This window comes from bacterium (genome assembly GCA_026708015.1).
In the GTDB taxonomy this organism is placed as follows: Bacteria; Actinomycetota; Acidimicrobiia; order Acidimicrobiales; family Bin134; genus Poriferisocius.
The window spans coordinates 21,874-41,855 of record JAPOVT010000046.1 but is presented as its reverse complement, the minus strand read 5'-3'; the positions used below and the strand labels follow the sequence as shown (position 1 = coordinate 41,855).

At 66.2% G+C, this 19,982-nt stretch carries 18 protein-coding genes and 1 riboswitch; of the genes, 12 read left to right on the top strand and 6 right to left on the bottom strand.

From position 1 onward, the window contains the following. Positions 1-26: 26 nt before the first annotated feature. The 9 genes from OXG30_10125 to thiD all read left to right on the top strand — a co-directional run bounded on the left by OXG30_10125 (position 27) and on the right by thiD (position 10,506). Positions 27-2,789: an FtsX-like permease family protein gene (locus OXG30_10125; GenBank protein ID MCY4135253.1), complete on the top strand. Its 2,763-nt coding sequence runs from the start codon at positions 27-29 to the stop codon at positions 2,787-2,789. Positions 2,790-2,844: 55 nt separating this feature from the next. Beyond that, a complete protein-coding gene (gene pgi, locus OXG30_10120) occupies positions 2,845-4,368 on the top strand; it encodes a glucose-6-phosphate isomerase (protein MCY4135252.1) in 1,524 nt (507 codons plus the stop codon). 258 nt (positions 4,369-4,626) lie between these two features. Further along, positions 4,627-4,737, top strand: a riboswitch (TPP riboswitch). Further along, positions 4,722-6,500, top strand: a complete 1,779-nt coding sequence (gene thiC / locus OXG30_10115) for a phosphomethylpyrimidine synthase ThiC (protein ID MCY4135251.1) — start codon at positions 4,722-4,724, stop codon at positions 6,498-6,500. (Overlaps the previous riboswitch by 16 nt.) Next, on the top strand, positions 6,497-7,099 hold the full coding sequence (gene thiE, locus OXG30_10110; protein MCY4135250.1) for a thiamine phosphate synthase: 603 nt from the start codon (positions 6,497-6,499) through the stop codon (positions 7,097-7,099). The genes thiC and thiE overlap by 4 nt, the downstream gene beginning before the upstream one ends. Next, positions 7,092-8,219, top strand: a complete 1,128-nt coding sequence (gene thiO / locus OXG30_10105) for a glycine oxidase ThiO (protein MCY4135249.1) — start codon at positions 7,092-7,094, stop codon at positions 8,217-8,219. The genes thiE and thiO overlap by 8 nt, the downstream gene beginning before the upstream one ends. Before the next feature lie 10 nt (positions 8,220-8,229). After that, a complete protein-coding gene (gene thiS / locus OXG30_10100) occupies positions 8,230-8,418 on the top strand; it encodes a sulfur carrier protein ThiS (protein MCY4135248.1) in 189 nt (62 codons plus the stop codon). Beyond that, positions 8,419-9,189: a thiazole synthase gene (locus OXG30_10095; protein MCY4135247.1), complete on the top strand. Its 771-nt coding sequence runs from the start codon at positions 8,419-8,421 to the stop codon at positions 9,187-9,189. Next, a complete protein-coding gene (locus tag OXG30_10090) occupies positions 9,176-9,748 on the top strand; it encodes a thiamine phosphate synthase (GenBank protein ID MCY4135246.1) in 573 nt (190 codons plus the stop codon). Before OXG30_10095 ends, OXG30_10090 begins: the two co-directional genes overlap by 14 nt. Beyond that, on the top strand, positions 9,745-10,506 hold the full coding sequence (gene thiD, locus OXG30_10085; protein ID MCY4135245.1) for a bifunctional hydroxymethylpyrimidine kinase/phosphomethylpyrimidine kinase: 762 nt from the start codon (positions 9,745-9,747) through the stop codon (positions 10,504-10,506). Before OXG30_10090 ends, thiD begins: the two co-directional genes overlap by 4 nt. Positions 10,507-10,533: 27 nt before the next feature. On the opposite strand, the gene OXG30_10080 is transcribed toward thiD, so the two are convergent. The 5 genes from OXG30_10080 to OXG30_10060 form a co-directional block, all read right to left on the bottom strand. Beyond that, on the bottom strand, positions 10,534-11,202 hold the full coding sequence (locus OXG30_10080; protein MCY4135244.1) for a class I SAM-dependent methyltransferase: 669 nt from the start codon (positions 11,200-11,202) through the stop codon (positions 10,534-10,536). Further along, positions 11,199-11,597: a pyridoxamine 5'-phosphate oxidase family protein gene (locus OXG30_10075; GenBank protein ID MCY4135243.1), complete on the bottom strand. Its 399-nt coding sequence runs from the start codon at positions 11,595-11,597 to the stop codon at positions 11,199-11,201. The genes OXG30_10080 and OXG30_10075 overlap by 4 nt, the downstream gene beginning before the upstream one ends. A gap of 4 nt (positions 11,598-11,601) precedes the next feature. Next, positions 11,602-13,710: an AAA family ATPase gene (locus OXG30_10070; GenBank protein MCY4135242.1), complete on the bottom strand. Its 2,109-nt coding sequence runs from the start codon at positions 13,708-13,710 to the stop codon at positions 11,602-11,604. A gap of 629 nt (positions 13,711-14,339) precedes the next feature. Next, positions 14,340-14,990, bottom strand: a complete 651-nt coding sequence (locus OXG30_10065; GenBank protein MCY4135241.1) for a DUF433 domain-containing protein — start codon at positions 14,988-14,990, stop codon at positions 14,340-14,342. A gap of 183 nt (positions 14,991-15,173) precedes the next feature. Next, positions 15,174-15,434 (bottom strand): hypothetical protein, encoded by a 261-nt coding sequence (locus tag OXG30_10060; GenBank protein MCY4135240.1) that lies wholly within the window; start codon positions 15,432-15,434, stop codon positions 15,174-15,176. A 72-nt stretch (positions 15,435-15,506) separates the two neighbouring features. Here OXG30_10060 and hemE point away from each other — a divergent pair, with 72 nt between their 5' ends. From hemE to lnt, 3 genes are read left to right on the top strand one after another with little or no spacing between them, the layout of a single operon-like run. Further along, positions 15,507-16,559 carry a uroporphyrinogen decarboxylase gene (hemE, locus tag OXG30_10055; protein MCY4135239.1) on the top strand — a complete coding sequence of 351 codons (1,053 nt, stop codon included), beginning with the start codon at positions 15,507-15,509 and terminating at the stop codon, positions 16,557-16,559. A gap of 57 nt (positions 16,560-16,616) precedes the next feature. Then, positions 16,617-17,951, top strand: a complete 1,335-nt coding sequence (gene hemG / locus OXG30_10050) for a protoporphyrinogen oxidase (protein MCY4135238.1) — start codon at positions 16,617-16,619, stop codon at positions 17,949-17,951. Positions 17,952-17,987: 36 nt separating this feature from the next. Beyond that, complete coding sequence (lnt, locus tag OXG30_10045; protein ID MCY4135237.1) at positions 17,988-19,472, top strand: apolipoprotein N-acyltransferase; 1,485 nt, start codon at positions 17,988-17,990, stop codon at positions 19,470-19,472. Here the strand turns inward: lnt and dtd are convergent, their stop codons facing one another. After that, a complete protein-coding gene (gene dtd / locus OXG30_10040) occupies positions 19,473-19,910 on the bottom strand; it encodes a D-aminoacyl-tRNA deacylase (protein MCY4135236.1) in 438 nt (145 codons plus the stop codon). It lies immediately after the preceding gene. Positions 19,911-19,982 lie beyond the last annotated feature (72 nt).

The following is a 19,982-nucleotide window of genomic DNA, read 5'->3' as shown; positions in this document are numbered from 1 at the left end:
GCATCGCCGGAACCCGCATCCGGTTCTTGCTGACCACCCTGTCCGTCGTCATCGGCGTGGCCTTCACGGTGGGCGTGTTCGTCACCACCGATGGACTGCGCTCCACCTTCGGCGACCTGTCGGAGGACATCTACCGAGGTGTGGACCTGTCGGTTCGCTCGCAGTCTGAGTTCGGAGACCGGGAACTGAATGCCCCACTCATAGATCCCGGCCTCCAAGAAGTGGTGCGGTCGGTCGACGGGGTGGCCGCCGCCGACGGCGGAGTATTCGAGTTCAGCGTGATTGCCATCAAGCCCGACGGCGAGCCGTTGACCAGCTTTGGCCCTCCCCAGATGGGGGTTTCCTGGCCCACCGATGAGTTGCTCAGCCAGGTGAGCGTTTGGCCCGATGGCATCAGCCGACCCCCGCGTGGCTCTGACGAGTTCGCCATGGATGCCCAAACTGCCGCCGACAATGGCTTCGAGATCGGCGAACGCTACCGGGTGTCCACCCCCACCGGCACCAGGGAATTCACCCTGGTGGGGCATTTCCGATTCGGAACTGGAGAAGACGCCACGGTGGGCGCGCAGATCATGGCCTGGGATGTGGACACCGCCATTGACGTGCTGCACGACGGAGGCGGCCTCGACACCATCGACGTGCGCCTAGAGCCAGGCGCCTCCGTGGAGGTGGTGGCCGCGGCCCTCTCTAGCGCTCTACCCGACAATGTGGAGGTAGTGGCCAACCAACAGCTCGTGGAGGAACAAGCCGACGAGTTCAACGAGGTAATCGGCTTTTTCCGCAACTTCTTACTGGGGTTCGCCATCGTCATCCTGGTGGTGTCGTCGTTCATCATCTACAACACCTTCACCATTCTCGTGGGCCAACGCATCCGAGAGTTGGGGCTGCTGCGAGCGCTGGGGGCCAGCGGCAACCAAGTCACGTTCATGGTGATCGGCGAGGCGGTGGTGGTCGGACTGGTGGCCACTGGACTGGGCCTGGGTGCCGGCGTGCTCATTGCCATTGGCCTGCAAGCCATGTTCAGCGCGTTGGGTGCTTCCCTCCCTGATACCCCCATCATCATCAAGGGAGCCACCATCGTCGCCGCGTTTACCATTGGTGTGGGCGTTACCGCCGTTTCTGCCATCTGGCCCGCGCTGCGAGCCCGGAAGGTGCCGCCGATGGCCGCGCTGGCCGCCGACGTGCGGCTGAGCGTTTCCGATGTGCGCCCGGCCCCCCAACTGGGAGCCCTGCTCTACGGACTGGGGGTGGCGATCGTGGTGGCAGGGGTCGCCGCGCAATCACCTTGGATCATTGTGTTCGCCGCGCTGGTGGGGTCGGTGCTGCTTTACGCCGGTGGTTCTCGCATTCACCCCAACTTCGGACGGGGGTCGGTGCTGGTTCTGGGGATACTCCTGTTGGTGATCGCCGTTGTGGCCGACTTCTCCACCGTCGACATCTTGGTGCTGCTGGGAATGGGGGCGCTGCTGGTGTTCGTGGGCATGAACCTGGTGAGTCCGATTTTCGCCAATCCGGCGGTCCGGTTCCTCGGGCGGCTGACCCCCTTGCTGCTGATATTTGGGCTTCCCGTGATTCTCCTCATCGGGTTGGGGGCGCTCATGCTTCGACGAGGCGGTCAATGGAGGCGCTGGGTGAGAGACCTGTTCATGGGGGTCAGCTGGCGGTTGGCCCGCCAGAACGCGGCCCGCACTCCTCAGCGCACGGCGAGCACCGCTTCGGCGCTGATGATCGGGCTGGCCCTTGTCTCCATGGTCACCGTCTTGGGACAGTCGTTCAAGCAGACTCTGGCCGACGTCTTGGATGAGTCGGTGAACTCTGACTGGCTCATCTGCGTGGGCGGCTGCGGCGACCCGACCGCCGCCTTCAGTCCGCTGGCCGCTCAGGCCATGGCCGCCCAGCCCGAGTTGGAGTCGGTGGTCACTGTCCGGTTCCGCTTTGATGCCGCTCGCACCACCGTCGATCAACAAGAACAGGACCTCGGATCGACTGATCTGGATGTGATCACCCGCCATATCGATCCCGACATCGTGGCCGGAAGCACGGTGGGGGCTGGGGCTGGCCAACTGCTCCTGCATGACGATGAAGCTGAAGACTTCGGGGTGGGAGTGGGCGACTTGGTGGAGTTGGAGTTCCCCGGTAGGGAATTGGTTTCCCTGGAAGTGGCGGCAATTTTCTCCGATGCCACCGTGCTGGGGGCCTGGGTCATCGACCACGCCGATTGGGATCGATACATGACTGGAGATCAAGACCAGTTCATATCCGCCATCACTGCTGAGGGATATACGGCAGATCAAGCCCGGGCCGCTCTGGAATCGGTAACTGCCGACTTCCCCCAGCTCGAGGTGCGCGACCAGGCCGAATTCCGAGCCAGCCAGGAGAGCCAGATCGACACCTTCTTGGCTGTGGTGAACGTATTCCTGGGGATCTCCCTGGTCATCGCCCTCATCGGCATTACCAACACGCTGGCCCTGTCGGTGTTTGAGCGAACCCGAGAGCTGGGGCTGCTGCGGGCGGTGGGGATGTCTCGGCTTCAAACCCGGCGCACGATCCGCTGGGAGGGGGCCATTGTGGCCGCCTTCGGGGGGATCATGGGTGCGGTCATCGGCGTGCTGTTCGGTTGGGCCGCGGTGGTGGTCATCCCCGACAGCTTCATCTCGGCGTTCGCAGTGCCCTGGTTCACCCTCATCATCTACATGGTGGTGGCCGCCGTGGCCGGAATAGTGGCGGCCTACTTCCCCGCCCGTCGGGCCAGCCGCCTCAACATCCTCGACGCCATCGCCTACGAGTAGCCCGAGAGCGGCAATTGGCGGTATCTCCGCCGCGACCCACGGTTACGCTGCGGAGGTGCATGACACCCGGGAATGGCAAGCGTTGAGCGCGCATCGAAAGGCACTCAGCGACCAGCACCTCCGGGATTTGTTCGACCATGATCCCAGCCGGGGAGAGCGGCTTACCTCTGAGACCGACGGCCTGTTGTTGGACTACTCCAAGAACCGCCTCACCGATGAGACCGTGGCGCTGCTGGCCGCACTGGCCGACCGGGCCGGGCTTCGGCACCAGATTGAAGCCATGCTCAATGGGGAGCCGGTGAACTCCACCGAGAACCGCCCCGCCTGGCACACCGCCCTGCGCCAACCCGACCCGCCACCCGAAGCCCGACAGGAACTCGACCGCATGACCGCCTTCGTCGCCGAAGTCCGAGACGGTCGGTGGCAGGCGGTGGTGAACATCGGCATCGGCGGGTCGGATCTAGGACCGGCCATGGCCACTACCGCACTTGGCGCCTGTGCCTACGCTGATCTGGATGTGCGCTTCTTGTCCAATGTGGACGGAGCCCATTTCGGGGCCGTCACCCGAGGGCTGGACCCGGCCCAGACCTTGTTCATCGTGGTGTCCAAGACCTTCACCACCACCGAGACCCTGACCAACGCCCGCACCGCCCGGGCATGGGTCGCTGACACCGTGGGGCCGGAAATAGCTGGCGGCCACTTTGCCGCCGTCACGGCCAGCCCCGACAAGGCCCACGACTTCGGCATCGACGCTGGTGCCGTTTTCGCCGTGTGGGACTGGGTGGGCGGTCGCTACTCCCTGGGCTCGGCGGTGGGGCTCAGCCTCATGATCGCGGTGGGCCCCGATGCCTTCGCCAACCTGTTGGACGGGATGCACCACATCGACGAGCACTACCGCACCGCTCCCTGGACCGAGAACCTGCCCGCATTGTTGGGGCTCATCGGCATCTGGAACCGCAATTTCTGGAACTGCCCCACTTATGCCGTGCTCCCCTACGCCCAGGAGCTGGCCCTGTTCCCGGCTTACATCCAGCAACTCGACATGGAGAGCAGCGGCAAGTCGATTCGGGCCGATGGCACCCTGGCGAGCACCGCCACTGGCCCGGTGGTGTGGGGCCAGCCGGGCACCAACGGCCAGCACGCCTTCCACCAATTGCTACATCAGGGCACCGACATCGTCCCCGCGGAGTTCATTGGCTTTTGCCGTGCCAACCACACCCTTGACGAGCATCACGACCTGCTCATGGCCAACCTGTTCGCCCAGGCCGAGGCCCTGGCCTTCGGCACCCCCGATACCGGCGATCCCCACCGGAGTTTTCCCGGCAACCGGCCCAGCACCGTGATCCTCGGCGACCAGCTCACCCCCCGCACTCTGGGCCAGCTGGTAGCCCTGTACGAGCACAAGGTGTTCACCCAAGCCACCGTGTGGGGCATCAACCCCTTCGACCAGTGGGGCGTGGAGCTGGGCAAAACTCTGGCCACCGGCATCGCCGCCCAACTCACCGGCGCAGCCAACCCCGACCCCACCCGCGACTCCTCCACCCAATCCCTCATCAACCGCTATCTCAGCCGTAGATGAGGTATCGAGGCATAACTAACTGGGCGGCTGCTCTACCTATGGCAAAGGGGATGGTGAACAGCATCAGAACCGTATAGGGTGCGGGGTGGAACTAGAGGGGATCGAACCCTCCCGGCGAGGTGTCAAGTCTGCACCGGCCCGACCACGGGTAGTCCCGTGAAGGAGGCAGCTTTGCTGTCTCCTTGGGCCGCACCGGGCCTTCTCAAAAGGCCCGGTGCGGTCCAACTCAGCATACGTCGAAATATACTGAGAGTGAATAGAAAACCACGCGGGAGCTCGAGGATCGTCGGGCTGAGAGGGTGTCCGCTGGCACCGACCGCTGAACCTGATCCGGATAACGCCGGCGAAGGGAGATGACGATGAGCGAGAACACCAACGGCAACGCGCCGACCCCGGAAGGCTCCACCTCCAGCCAAGAGTCTGCTCGCGAGCCAATACCCGCTCGTGAAAAGGTGTACGAAACCGGGAGCCGGCCCGACGTGCGGGTGCCGTTCACCCAGGTGAACTTGACCAAGCCGGAGCCGCCGTTTCTGCTGTACGACACCAGCGGTCCGGGCTCCAACCCCAGCGTGGGTCTGCCGCCCCTGCGGCTGGAGTGGATCACCGAGCGGGGCGACACCACCGAGATCGAGGGGCGAAGCGCTGACTTGCGCGACGACGGCCGCCGGGCGGTGCGCGACGGTGCCGCCTCTGATCCGTTCTTGGGCGAGCGCCGTCCGGTGCTGCGGGCCCAGGGCGCGGCGGTGACCCAGATGGCCTACGCCCGCCGGGGGGAGATCACCCCGGAGATGGAGTTCATCGCCGTTCGCGAGCGGCTCGACGCCGAACTGGTGCGGTCGGAGGTGGCCCGGGGCCGGGCCATCATTCCGGCCAACGTGAACCACCCCGAGTCAGAGCCGATGATCATCGGGCGAAAGTTCTTGACCAAGGTCAACGCCAACATCGGAAACTCGGCAGTTACCTCGTCGATCGCCGAAGAGGTGGAGAAAATGACCTGGGCCACCCGCTGGGGGGCCGACACGGTGATGGACCTGTCCACTGGCTCCGATATCCACACCACCCGGGAGTGGATCATCCGCAACTCGCCGGTGCCCATCGGCACCGTGCCCATCTACCAGGCCCTGGAGAAGACCAACGGCAGTCCCGAGGAGCTCACCTGGGAGATCTACCGCGACACGGTGATCGAGCAGGCCGAACAGGGAGTGGACTATATGACGGTCCACGCCGGGGTGCTGCTGCGCTATGTGCCGCTCACCGCCGAGCGCACCACCGGCATCGTCAGTCGGGGCGGCTCGATCCTGGCCGCCTGGTGTCTGGCCCATCACCAGGAGAACTTCCTCTACACCCATTTCGATGAGCTGTGCGATATCTTCGCCGCCTACGACGTGGCCTTCTCCTTAGGCGACGGTTTACGTCCGGGGTCGATCGCCGACGCCAACGACACCGCCCAAATGGCCGAACTCGAGACCCTGGGGGAGCTCACCGGCCAGGCCTGGGCCCACGACGTGCAGGTGATGATCGAGGGACCGGGCCACGTTCCGCTCAACAAGATCAAAGAGAACGTGATCTTGGAGCAGGAGTGGTGCCAGGACGCCCCCTTCTACACGCTGGGCCCGCTCACCACCGACGTGGCCCCCGGCTACGACCACATCACCTCAGCCATTGGGGCGGCCAACATCGGCTGGTACGGCACCGCCATGCTCTGCTACGTCACCCCCAAGGAACACCTGGGTCTGCCCAATCGGGCTGACGTGAAGGACGGGGTGATCGCCTACAAGATCGCCGCCCACGCCGCCGATGTGGCCAAAGGCCATCCCGGGGCCCAGGACTGGGACGACGCCCTGTCGAAGGCCCGATTCGAGTTCCGCTGGGCCGACCAGTTCAACCTGTCGCTGGATCCCGAGACAGCGCTCAAGTACCACGACGAGACCCTTCCGGCCGAGCCGGCCAAAACCGCCCACTTCTGCTCCATGTGCGGACCAAAGTTCTGCTCCATGAAGATCACCCAGGACGTGCGGGACTTTGCCGCCCGCCAGGGGGTGGACGAGTCGGTGGCCATCGAGCTGGGCATGAAGTCCAAGGCCGACGAGTTTCGGGACAAAGGCGCCGAGATCTACTCGGCGGGGTCGTGACCCTGCATGTTCCCAAGCTGCACGTCATCGCCGACAGCGCCGCTTTGGCCGACGCTGCCTTTGAGGGCGGAGCTCCGGCGGTGCAAGTCCGCATCAAAGGGGTCCATGACGCCGCAGTATTGGCCGAGTGCCAGCGCATCGTGGCGCTGGCTCGGGTCACCGATGCGGTGGTGATCGTGAACGACCGGGCCGACATCGCGCTGGCTGCCGGGGCTCACGGGGTACACGGCGGCGCCGAAGACTTGCCGGTGGCCGAGATGCGGCAACTGCTCGGCCCCGACCGGCTCGTAGGAGGCACGGCCCGAGACCCCGACACCGCCCTCATCCACCAAGACCACGGCGCGTCCTATGTGGGCGTGGGCCCGGTGTACGCCACCGCCACCAAGGTTGGGCTTCCTGAGCCGCTGGGGCCAGCGGGGGTGGAGAAGGTGGCCGCGGCGGTGGACATACCGGTGATCGCCATCGCCGGTATAACCGCCGCCCGAGTGCCGGAGTTGCTGAACGCCGGGGCTCACGGGGTGGCGGTGATCGGAGCGGTGGCCCAAGCCTCTGACCCAGCGGCGGCCACCGCCGAGCTGATGGAGGCCCTCGGTGCCTGACCTGTCCCCGAAACCCGAAGTCATCATCGTGGGTGGCGGCATCATCGGGCTCTCGGCTGCCTGGCAGCTTCATCGAGACGGTATCGATGTGGTGGTGCTCGACCCCGCGCCCGGCACCGGAGCCAGCCACGCCGCCGCCGGGATGCTGGCCCCCATCCACGAGGCCTACTGGGGAGAGAGCCACATCCTGGAACTGAACCTGGCCGCTAGCCAAGCGTGGCCAGCGTTTGCTGATGAGCTGGGGGTTGACAAGGTTGACTATCGCCGTAACGGGATGCTCATGGCCGCCTACGACGCCGACGACAAGGCGCTGCTCGACAACCTGGGCGACCTGCACGAACAAGAGGGCCTGCCGGTGGAGCGGCTGCGGAGCAAAGCATGCCGTGCCCGGGAACCGCTGCTCGCTCCCAACGTGCGGGGCGGGGTGTACTCGCCCCTCGACCATCAGGTGAACCCCCGCCAGGTGGTGGCCGAACTGCTGAACCGGGTGCCCACCATTCCGGTCTCGGCCACAAGGGTGAGCCATAACCAGGTGGTGGCCAACGACGGGCAGACGATGGCCTGCCAGCAGGTGGTGGTGGCAGCCGGTGCGTGGACAGGCCGATTGCTGGGGATTCCCATCCGGCCCATCAAAGGACAGATCCTCCGCTTGAGCGGCCCGGAAGGGCTGCTTGCGCTGCCAGTGCGGGGAGTGGTGCGGGGCTCGAGCGTGTACGCCGTGCCCCGCAGCGACGGCGAGATTGTGGTGGGCGCCACCCAAGAAGAGCAAGGCTTTGACACCCGAGTGACCGCAGGCGGCGTCTACGAGTTACTCCGAGATGTATTGGCCTTACTGCCGGGTTTGAGCGAGATCGACCTGGTGGAAACCTGGGCTGGCCTGCGCCCCGGTGCGCCCGACAATGCTCCCATCATCGGCACCGGCGATGACAGCATCGTGTACGCCACCGGTCACTACCGCAACGGCATCCTCACTGCACCCATCACCGCCGCCGCGGTGGCTGCGTTGGTGCAGGGCCATGAGCCGCCGGTGAACCTGCGGCCGTTCAGCCCCGGCCGGTTCGATGCCCCAGCAGACAACATCGACGGGGCCTCTGGGCGTCTCAGCGGGGTGCCAGGATGAGTGTGCCAGCATGATCGTTGTAGTGAACGGAGAGGCGCTCGACGTTCCCACCGGGTGCACGGTGGGCACCTTGGCCCCCAATCAGCGAGGGGTGGCGGTGGCGGTCAACCGGGAGATCGTCCCCCGCAGCCAATGGAGCCAGGCCCTGTTGGCAGAGGGCGACCGGGTCGAGATCCTCGAAGCCGCCCAGGGGGGATAGATGGGCGACTCCTGGACCGTGGCCGAGCGCAGCTTCACCAGCCGGTTGATCACCGGCACCGGCGGCGCGCCCAACCTGGCCGTGCTGGAGCGGGCGCTGGCCGCGTCGGGGTGCGAGCTGGTGACCGTGGCCCTGCGCCGGGTATCGCCGGATGCCACCGGGTCGGTCCTGGATGTGATCGACCGCCTGGGCCTCGACGTTCTACCCAACACCGCCGGCTGCCACACCGCGGCCGACGCCGTGCTCACCGCCAAGCTGGCTCGGGAGGCATTCGAAACCAACTGGGTCAAGCTCGAAGTGATCGCCGATGACATCACCCTTCTGCCCGAGGGCATCGAGCTGGCAGAGGCAGCCGAAACGCTGGTGGACGACGGTTTCACCGTGCTGGCCTACACCAACGACGACCCGGTGCTGGCCCGCCGGCTGGAAGACCTGGGCTGCGCCTCGGTCATGCCCTTGGGGGCACCGATCGGGTCGGGGCTGGGCATCCGCAACCCCCACAACATCGAGATGATCGTGGAGCAGTCTTCGGTGCCGGTAGTGCTGGACGCGGGCATCGGCACCGCCTCCGACGCCGCGCTGGCCATGGAATTGGGCTGCGACGCAGTGATGGTGGCCTCGGCCATAACTCGGGCCCGAGACCCCGAGCTGATGGCCACCGCCATGCGGCTGGCCACCGATGCCGGACGGCAGGCCCGGCTGGCCGGAAGGATTCCCAAGCGCTTCGGTGCCGAAGCCTCGACCTCCAGCCAGGGCCGTGCCGAGTTCTGACCACCGTCGCCCGTTCAGCCCGAAGCGGGCTCTGGCCTCTGAGGTGTTGGTGCTCACCGATGTGGTGTTGAAGGCCCCCGCAGTGATCTTCCGGGCCAAAGGCCATCCCGCGCAGATCAGGCGGGAGCTGGCCAAGCTGATGCGAGAACAGACCGAGTGCCTGATCTTGGCGTCGATGATCGACCCAGTGGCCGACGGTGTACACCTGGCCGGGTTTGACCGCTACCCGAAGGTGTACCAGGGCATAGTCGGACGGTCATGCCACGGACTCGACGAGGTGCGCCAAGCCGAGCTTGAGGGGGTGGATTACGTAACCATTTCCCCCGTTTTCGAAACCGAGTCAAAACCCGGCTACGGGCCGCCTTTGGGGCTGGGTGGACTGGGGCGGATCGCCCGACAAGCCCATGTCCCCGTGTACGCCTTGGGGGGAATCACCTTGGGCCGGGTCGCCGCCTGCCGGGACGCCGGGGCGGCCGGCGTCGCTGTGCAGGGCGCAGTGGCCCGCAGCCCTGACCCCCAAGAGACCATCGCCGCCCTCCTAGACGAGTGGCACTCGTGATGAATCCTCCGGTGGCGCTTAGCGTGGCCGGGTCGGACCCTTCGGGCGGCGCGGGGGTTGCCGCCGACATCACCACATTCGCGGCGCTGGGGGTTCACGGCACCGCAGTGATCACCGCGGTGACCGCCCAGAATACGGTGGGCGTGCAGGGGGTGCATCCAGTACCGGCCCATTTCGTGGCCCAGCAGCTCGACTCAGTGTTGGATGACTTGCCGGTGGCCGCAGTGAAGACCGGGATGCTGGCCAATCTGGACATCATCGCGGTGGTGGGCGACTACGCCGCAGCCGGACGGCTGCCCAATCTGGTGGTCGATCCAGTGATGGTGTCGTCCACTGGGGCCCGGCTGCTGGACTCCGGGGCCGAAGTCCTCTACCTGGAGCTGCTCAAGCACGCCACCGTGGCTACCCCCAATGTTCGAGAGGCCGCGGCGCTTCAGGAAGTTGCCGGACTGGATGCTGTCGCTGAGCTGGGCCGGCTTTGCCCCGGCTGTTTGGTGGTGACCGGAGAGACCACCGCCGTCGATCGGGTGCATCACCACGGAGGTTGGACCGAGCTGGCCGGCGAGATGGTGGAAACCGCCAACGACCACGGGACCGGTTGCACATTTGCGTCGGCGGTGGCGGCGGGGTTGGCCACGGGAGTGGAACCGGTGGATGCGATCGCAGCGGCCAAGGGGTTTGTGCGACGGTGCATCGTGCGGTCGGCCGACTGGGACCTTGGCATGGGTCGAGGACCGGTTGCGCATCTGATCGACTAGTAGTTGATCCCCCGGCAGGCTGGCGGGTCAGGGGGCGTGGGTTATCAGCGTTAGGCCGTCGGCTATGGGGAGCATTACTTGGGCGGTGCGGGGGTCGGCCACCACAGAGGCGTTGAACTCTCGAATGTGGGCAGTGTCGGGGTTCTCTTCGAGGTCGGCATCAGGGTCGGCCACTCTCCCACCCCACAGCACGTTGTCCACCAGGATGATCCCCTTCGGGCTGAGGCGGCGCATGATCTCCTCGTAATAGGTCTTGTAAGACCGCTTGTCGGCGTCGATGAAGGCCAGATCGATGGGCGGATCGTCCGGCAGGGAGGCCAGCGTCTCGGCCGCGGGGGCGATCACCACCTCGATGCGGTCGGCCATCTCGGCCTGCTCCCAGAATGGCCGGCCGATGCTCACCCACTCGTCGCTCACATCGCAGCACAGCAGCCGCCCGCCAGGGGCCAGCCCCCGGGCGATGGACAGGGCCGAGAAGCCAGTGAAGGTGCCCACTTCCACCGCGAACTGCACGTCGAGCAGGCGCGTGAGCATGGTCATGAAGGCGGCCTGTTCGGGGGCGACCTGCATCCCGGAGATGCGACCCAGTTCGGCAGTGATGTCGATCAACTCTTGGGCGATGGGGTCGATGCCCGCCCCATGGGCCACCAAGTACTCCTGCACATTGGCACTGAGGCCGATTCCCTTGGGGGTCATGCCCGCCCCAACACGGAGTCCACCTCGATGATGATGGCCCGTCGGTCGGCACCCCGGTCTTTGGCGGGGCTGTAGCGCTGGCCGTAGCGGGCCACCGCGTCGGCACACTGCTCGGGGTCGGCAGTGACGGTGGCGTGTCCTTCCAGGGTGACCCATCGGCCACCGTCCACCTGGCAAAGGGCGGCTCCACCGCCCCCAGCTGCCTCCAGCAGGCGCACCTTCTTGGCCCCGGCCCAGGTGATGATGCGAGCCGTGGCGGTTTCGGGATCCCAGGTGAACCCCACCGGGGTCACGTGGGGAGTGCCGTCGGGGCGCAATACGGTTAGCGAGGCCAGGTGGCGGTCTTGGAGGAAGCCGTTCATCTCGTCGGTGAGGTTGCGGGGGTCGTGGGCCATCGGCTCAGGCTTCCTTAGTGAGCAGGGGTTCGGGCAACGGGCGGGCGTGGAGTACCACCAGGCGTTGGGTGGCCCTTGTCATGGCCACATACAGGGCTTGCATCCCCTTGGGGAGCTTCTCACAGATGTCGGCCGGCTCCACCACGATGGCGGTGTCCACCTCGAGCCCCTTCACCAACTCCACCGGGGTGATGGTCACCCGAGACTCCAGGCCCCGCTCATACACCAGCCCGTGGTCGACCTCGGCAGCGGTGAGTGCCTCAGAGATGGCATCGGCCAGATCGTTGTGGCAGATCACCGCCAGGTTTCCGTTGGCCAACGCGCTGAGCTCGGCTTTCACTTCGCCGACGACGGCAGCGGTCAGGCTGGTGGGGATGGACTCGTTGGCATGGCCAGCATGGCTGACGTGGCTGGATTCACGGCCTTGGCCGTTGCCCTGCCCATTGCCGGAGGCGGGAGATTGATGGCCGAAGACGGGCACGAAACGGGGTGGCCGGCCTTCGGTGCGGATGGATTGGGGCGGAACAAGACCGGGCATGGCGGCATCGAGCACCTTGGCGGCCACATCCATAATCGGCTCGGGCAGGCGATAGCCAATAGTCAACTCGGAGAATCGGGGCTCCCGGTGGCTGGGCAAGTGCTCGATCACGCTGTCCCAAGTGTCGTGCCCCCAGGCCGAGGTGGCCTGGGCGATGTCGCCAACCACCGTCATCGACCCGTTGAGCGAGCGGCGGCTGATCATCCGGAGCTGCATGGGCGACAGATCCTGGGCCTCGTCCACCACGATGTGGCCGTAGGTGCGTATCGAGTCGGCCTGCTTGTGGCCGGGCCGGGTGCCCAACAGGGCCAATGCCTCATCCAGCAGCGGGGCATCGTCGGCCGTCCACATCACCTCGGAGGCATGGGGTTGTCGAGGGCGATAGAGCAGATTGGCTTCGGTCGAAGTGAGCACCGAGGCGGTCGCCGAGCGGAGCAAGGCCGGCGAGCCGAACAGGTCGTGCAGCAGGTGCGACGGGGTGAGAACCGGCCACATCCACTCCAAGGCTTCTCGCAGCTCGATGCTGCCGTGAAGCTGCTCTCGCACTGCTTCCACATCGGGGGCGGAAGAGTCGGTGCGGGCACCGCTGTCGGCTAGGTGCTGGTACACCTGTTCTTCGACATAGCGGCGGGCCCGGTTGTGGGTGCGGAACCGCTTGCGGGCCTGGCGCACGATCTCGGCGCTTTGGTCCACGGTGAGACGGAGCCGACGCAGGCCAAACCCCACTGTCACATCGGAGCGCAGCGGGCGCTGGCGATCCCGACGGGCCCGGCGAAGCACCGTGATCATGCGCAAATCGCCTTTGATGCGGGACACGCTAGGATCGTCGAGCCCTTTCACCCGGGTGCCAGGCAAAAGGTCGGCCAGCATCGACACCTCCACGCCGGCCTCGCCCAGCGACGGAAGCACCTGTTCGATATACGCGAGGAACAGCCGGTTGGGGCCGAGTACCAGCATCCCCTGGCCTTCGAGGGGAAAGCGATGGGTGTAGAGCAGGTAGGCGGCCCGGTGGAGGGCGGCCACCGTCTTGCCGGTACCGGGACCGCCCTGGACCACCAAGAGGCCTGACAGCGGGGAGCGGATGATGGCATCCTGCTCGATCTGGATGGTGGCGGCCGCGTCGGCCAGTCGGCCAGTGCGCCCGGCTTCCAGTCCGGCTCGCAGGGTGGCCTCCCCTACCAGCGGCATACGACCCCGGCCGTTGGTTTCGCCGAAGTGCTCGTCTTCCACCCCCAACAGCTCTTGGCCCCGGGTCACGAAGTGGCGGCGGCGGGACAGGCCCATGGACTCGCTGCCGGTAGCCCGGTAGAAGGCCTCGGCCGCCGGGGCCCGCCAGTCGATGGTCACCGGCTCCTGGTCGTCATCCCACACCGCCACCCGGCCTACATAGAGCTGGTCGCCGCCCTGATCGCCGCCCTGATCGTCGCTCCAGTCGAGGCGGCCGAACACTAGCGATGAGTTGCCAATGTCAAGGGCGCTGAGGCGGGTACTGATGGAGTCCCAAATGATCTCCCGCTCATAGCGGGCCTGGTGGGTACCGCCCGCGCCCACCTCTACCATGCCTTTCAGCGACAAGGCCCGCTCCCGAGCCGTCTCGAGGGCTTGGTGGGCCTGATCGATGTACGTCTGCTCCGCAGCGTGATCGGGATGAATCGGAGACTCCTCAGCCAGAGCGCAAAATCAGTGAACGTTCAAGTCTAGTACAAGATCGGAGGGCTGCAATGCGATGCGGTCTCAGAATTGACCTCACCTCAGGATGGCTCAAATGTCAATTCGGGCACTACGACTTCCTAGGTGTCGCCTGGAGTTGCTCTTGATTTTCGAGATCCGAGTTCGGGCGTTTCGTTGGGCTTGGTTTCTTCGGGATCTGTTCCCAAGGTGGGCAGGTGGAGGATGATGGAGGGAGGGGCGGGCCAGGGTGCATGGCGGCCCTGCTGCGCCCCGCACCAGGAGACATCACCGCCCCCGATTGGGTTCATTTAGCGAGGGACTGGCGTCAGACAGAGAGATAGGGAAGGGCGTGGTTTAGGAGAGCACCTCTTCGTCGGAGGAACCCCGGTTCGGAACATCGGGGTGGTGCTGATTTCCAACGTAGGTGGTTTTGAACTGGAGCATCTCCAATGCCGCGGCCACTCTCCATGGCAGATTCTCATCGAAAATGAGTCGTATGGAGGGACGTTGCCTGGGTGTTGCCGATTGGGGGCTCACGCCGCCAGGCTGGTCTCATACGCGATGGCAGCTTGTACCTGCTCTGCTGAGAGCTGGTAGTCATCTGACAAGTCCTCGATGCTCAGCCCGGCGCGTTGCAGGTCGGCAAGTGTACCGGTGGGAATCCGGGTGCCTTCGACGCAGGGGGCTCCTGCCTGGACTTCGGGATTCACCCACACACTTGTATGCGGCCTCCAGATGGTGGCCATACCCGAATCATTGAACGTGATCGGCACAAGCAGCGGTTCGACCACAACCTGGAAGGCCTGCTGGCCGCCCATTCCCACATCTATCCAGCTCCCTATGTCGGCGAAGAACCCTCGTCCAGCTGTAGCCAGGCCCTCATGGGCGAACGGCCTGTGGGTTCCAAGCTCAGCAGCCAGATATTCGGCGCCTCTGGCGATCTCGCTTCGGGGGACCTCCCGCTCCACAAGTTCTCCGATCACGCGGAGGCTTAGCAAGTCCCAGAAGCTGAACAGGCCGTCCAACTCCCCCGACAACAGCGGCACCTTGTCCGCGCCTGCTCTGGTCCACCCCTCGACTCGGCGTCTGGTGCATCTGATGAGACGCGCCACCTCGGCAACGTCGTAGATCCCTCGGCCCAAATAGGAACCCGCACAGGGAACCGAGAGCGAAGAACCTGCCATGCCCACAAATCCAGCGTAGCGGCCCCGATGACAGCTATACCCGCCGCTGCGTGTTTCGCCAGAGTCCATGCCGCCCCTTTAGGGTCGTCTTCCAAACCTCGCGCAATTGGAAAACAGCCTGGAAGGTTATATTCGCACAGCGAGCGCCGATCAATGTGACACTCGGGTCAGATGGAGTAGCGCTCAGAGAGTCTCAGCCTCGCCGATCTCCTTGAGAGCGTCGCCAATGGCGGCCCGAAGACGGCGGGCGAGATGAGGGTGCAGATGAGCTACCAGCCCATAGCCAGCCTGGCCCACCTCCTCAACGGTGAGCACCACCCGAGGGGTGGCGTCTTCGTAGTCGTCGGCAATGGCCACCGCCCACGAAACCGGGGAGAACTCGTCGTCGTCTCCGGGAGGGAGGTCGGCTGGGTCGAAGGGGTAGTCGTCTATAGACCGGCGCACGCGGTCGATGGTACTGGCGACCGGTATCGGAGCGATAGCAACGACCCCCCGATATGTCAGTACGGTTTGGGCGTGGCTGCCGGTTCCGACCTCACAAACAGCGCCTTTCTGCGGGCGTGCCGCGGCCTGCCAGTAGACCGGGTTCCAGTGTGGTTCATGCGCCAGGCCGGGCGATCGCTTCCCGAATACCGGGCTTTTCGGGGAGAAGGCTCGATGCTGGAAGCCATTGCCCGCCCGGACGTGGCCACCGAGATCACCCTTCAGCCGGTGAGGCGTTACGGGGTAGACGCTGCCATCTTGTACTCCGACATCGTGGTGCCCACCCACGCCATTGGATTTGGAGTGGACATTGTGCCCGGAGTGGGGCCGGTGGTGGAGCAGCCGTTCTGCGAGGCCCGCGACCTCGACCGGCTCCGCCCGCTGGATCCGGAGACGGACACGCCGTATGTACTGGAGACCGTCCGAAACCTGGTGGCGGAGCTGGACGTGCCGCTGATCGCTTTCGCCGGGGCGCCATTCACCATGGCCTCCTATTTGGTTGAAGGAGGGCCGTCGCGTACCCACGCCCTCACCAAGCGGTTGATGCACAGCGAACCCGGGTTGTGGGCTGCGCTGTTGGATCGCTTGGCCGATCTGGCCATCGCCTCCATCGGCTCGCAGCTCGACGCTGGGGCTTCGGCGTTTCAGCTGTTCGACTCGTGGGCCGGGGCGCTGGCCCCCGACGAATACCGGCGATTCGTGCTGCCCGCCAGTCAGCGCATTTTCGCCGAGCTCCGCAGTCGTGGCGATGGGGCACCAGGCATCCACTTCGGCGTGGGCACCGGCGAACTGCTCGAGTTGTTGGCCAAGGCCGGGGCCAACGTGGTGGGGGTGGACTGGCGAGTACACATCGACGACGCCCGGGAGCGGCTGGGTCCCAGCGTAGCCGTGCAGGGCAATCTGGACCCGGCCGCGGTGCTGGCCCCGTGGTCAGTGGTGGCCGAGCGGGTGGTCGACGTGCTTGACCGCAATGCCGGCCAGCCCGGTCACGTGTTCAACCTAGGCCACGGCGTGCTGCCTGAGACCGACCCTGAGACGCTGGAACGGGTTGTGGCGTTGGTACACGGGTACAGGGCCACCCCGTGAGAGTCGCGGTGAGAGAAGCAGTTCGCTGGGAGATTGTCGCGCCATGAGGGTGTCTCTGTGAAGGTTGCCGTTGTCGGGGCTGGTATCACCGGGCTGGCCGCCGGGTATGAGGCCACCAAGGCCGGTGCCGAGGTAGTGGTGTACGAGGCCGCCGAGCGGGCCGGCGGACGGCTTCTCACCACCAAGCTGGCTGGTCAACCGGTAGATGAGGGAGCGGACGCATTCTTGGCCCGGGTGCCGTGGGCGACAGAACTGTGCCAGGAACTGGGACTGGGCGCTGAGCTGGTGTCACCTGCTCAGCGGGCGGCGTTCGTGTACTCCCGGGGAGCGCTGCGGGCACTGCCCTTGCCCAATGTGCTGGGGGTGCCGCTGGACTTCGACGCTCTGGCTGCCTCCGGGATCGTGTCCGACGACGGAGTGGACCGCGCCCGCCAAGAGCCCGATTTGGCCGGGTCGCCGCTGGTCGGCGACGAGTCGGTGGGCGGACTGGTGCGGCGGCGTTTGGGCGATGAGGTGGCCGACCGGCTGGTGGATCCTCTGATCGGGGGCATCAACGCCTCCTCCATCGACGACCTGAGCGTGCGGGCCGCAGTGCCCCAGTTGGCCGAGGCTGCCTCCCGGGGCCCCAGCCTGGTGCAGGAGTTGCGGCGTCTGGCCGCGTCGTCGACAGTCGACCCGGCCGCGCCGGTGTTCTATACGCTGCCCGACGGCTTGGGGCGGCTGACCGGCGCGCTCACCGAGCGTTTGGGCGACCGGCTGCGACTGTCGTCCCCGGTGTCTGACCTGGGCGAGATCGATGCCGACCAGGTGATAGTGACCCTCCCCGCCGACATCGCTCGTGAGCTGGTGGCCCCGGTGTCGGCCCGCACGGCCGAACTGATGGGCACCATCGACTACGCCTCGGTGGTGCTGGTGTCGCTGGCGTACGAAGCCATGGATGTCAACCACCCCATGGCGGGGTCGGGCTATCTGGTACCCGCAGTTGAGGGACTCACCATCACGGCCTGCTCATGGGCGTCGAGCAAATGGGCCCATGTGGGCTCGCCCGACACGGTGGTATTGCGGGTGTCCGCCGGCCGCTACGGCGACGACCGGGTGTTGGCCCTCGGCGACGATGCGCTGCTGGAGGCAGTGGGGGCTGATTTGGCTGAGACCATGGGACTCGACGCCCAGCCCCACACCGTACGCATCAGCCGGTGGGAGCGGTCGCTGGCCCAGTTTCGGCCCGGCCATTTGGAGTTGGTGGCCGACATCGAGCAGTCATTGGCCCACGACGCCCCCTGGTTGCGGGTAACCGGGGCGTGGGCTCGGGGCTTGGGGGTGCCGGCCTGCATCCACCAGGGCCGACAAGCGGCAATGGCCAGCGTGGCCCACGGCGCGGTCGCCCGATGAGAACCCCCGCCAGCATGACCGGCGGACATTCGCCCGATGAGTAGCCCGAGGTTGGCGGTGTGGGCTCGCACCAGCGGGTGGACGGCGGCGGGCTCTTTGGCGGCGGGCGGACTGGTGGCTCTGTCGATGCCCCCCTGGGGGTGGTGGTCCCTGGCCCTCATTGGACTGGTGGCATTCGAGCGTCTGATTGCCGATCAGCCGATTTGGGCTCGGGCGTGGCGGGGGTTCGGCTTTGGGGCCGGCTGGCTGTTCCCGGCCACATTCTGGATGGTGGACTTCACTCTGCCCGGTTATCTGGCGGTGTGCGTGGTGTTCTCGGCACTGTATGGCCTGGTGGGGGCGACTAGCCCGCCGGGGCGCAGCCGGTGGGTGGCTCTGCCCGGCCTGTTCGTGCTGGCCGGAGCGATTCGGTGGCGCTGGCCGTTCGGCGGTGTGCCGCTGGCCACCCTGCCCATGAGCCAGGTTGACACCCCGTGGGCCACCACCGTGCGGGTACTGGGGCCATTGCTGCTGGTGGGGGTGTGTGCGGTCATCGCCATGGTGCTGGCCGCCGCGCTGGATCGCCGGTGGCAAGCGGCGTTGGCTCTGGCCGTGGTGGTGCTGGGGTTCTGGGGCTGGGCGGCGTTGGCCCCCCGGGGCTCGGCCACCGGCACCCTAGACGTGGCCATCGTGCAGGGAGGCGGACCACAGCGAACCAGGGCGGCCAACACTGTGCCGGGCGTGGTGTTCGAGCGCCACCTGGAAGCCAGCCAACTGGTGCAGAAGCCAGTGGACTTGGTGGTGTGGCCCGAAGACGTGGTGGACGTCCACGGCCTGTTTGTCAACAGCGAGGAGCGTCAGCGACTAGCAGAGTTGGCCACCGAACTCGATGCCACCCTGGTAGCCGGGGTGGTCGAAGACGTGTCAGCCACCGAGGCAGCCAACTTCGCCGCGGTCTTCAGCCCCGACGGATCGCTGGTAGACCGCTACGACAAGGTGAGGCTGGTGCCTTTCGGGGAGTACGTGCCGCTGCGGTCGCTGATCGAGCCGCTGGCCCCCGATTACCTGCCGGCCGGAGACATGCGCCGGGGTGACACCCCCGCGGTGGTGGACACCCCCGTGGGCCGCCTCGGGGTGTCCATAAGCTGGGAGATCTTCTTCGAGGATCGGGCTCGCGATGCTATTGGCAACGGCGGCGAGGTGCTGTTGAACCCCACCAATGGGGCCAGCTACTGGCTCACCATCGTGCAGACCCAGCAAATCGCCAGCTCCCGTTTGCGAGCACTGGAGACCGGCCGCTGGGTGGTGCAGTCGGCCCCCACCGGGTTCAGCGCCTTCGTCGACCCCGACGGCAACGTCTATCAGCGCACCGCCGTCTCCGAGCGCAAGGTCATCCAAGCTGAAGTTGAACTCCGCACTGGCCAAACCCTCGCCACCCGCGCCGGCCCCTGGCCCATGATCGCCCTCGCCCTCGCCGCCCTAGCCGCCGCCTGGATGGCCCACTCAAGGGACCCCACCCCTACCCGCCGCCAACCTCGCTGATCAGACCTCCACCATCAGGGTGACGGGGCCGTCGTTGGTTAGTTCTACTGCCATCATGGCGCCGAAGGAGCCGGTGGCTACGGTGGCCCCTAGAGTGCGGAGCTCGGCGACGAGGCCGTCGATCAAGGCAGCAGCTTGGTCGGGGGCGGCAGCGCCCAGGAATGAGGGGCGGCGGCCCCGGCTGATGTCGCCGTAGAGGGTGAACTGGCTCACCACCAACAACTCGCCGCTGGTGTCGGCCACCGACAGGTTCATGTGCCCGTTCTCGTCGGTGAAGATCCGCAGGTTCCACAGCTTGCCGGCCATCTTCTTGACCGTCTCGGCATCATCATCGTGGGTCACCCCCACCAGACAGCACAGACCGGGACCGATCTCTCCGATGACCTCGCCGTCCACCCGAACCCGAGCCTCGGTGGCCCGTTGTACTAGCGCTCGCACGGCGCCAAGTTAGTGGCCCCTAGAGGCACCTGAGCATTTGCCAAACCCCCCGAATTCCGAAAGCCTTGTGGG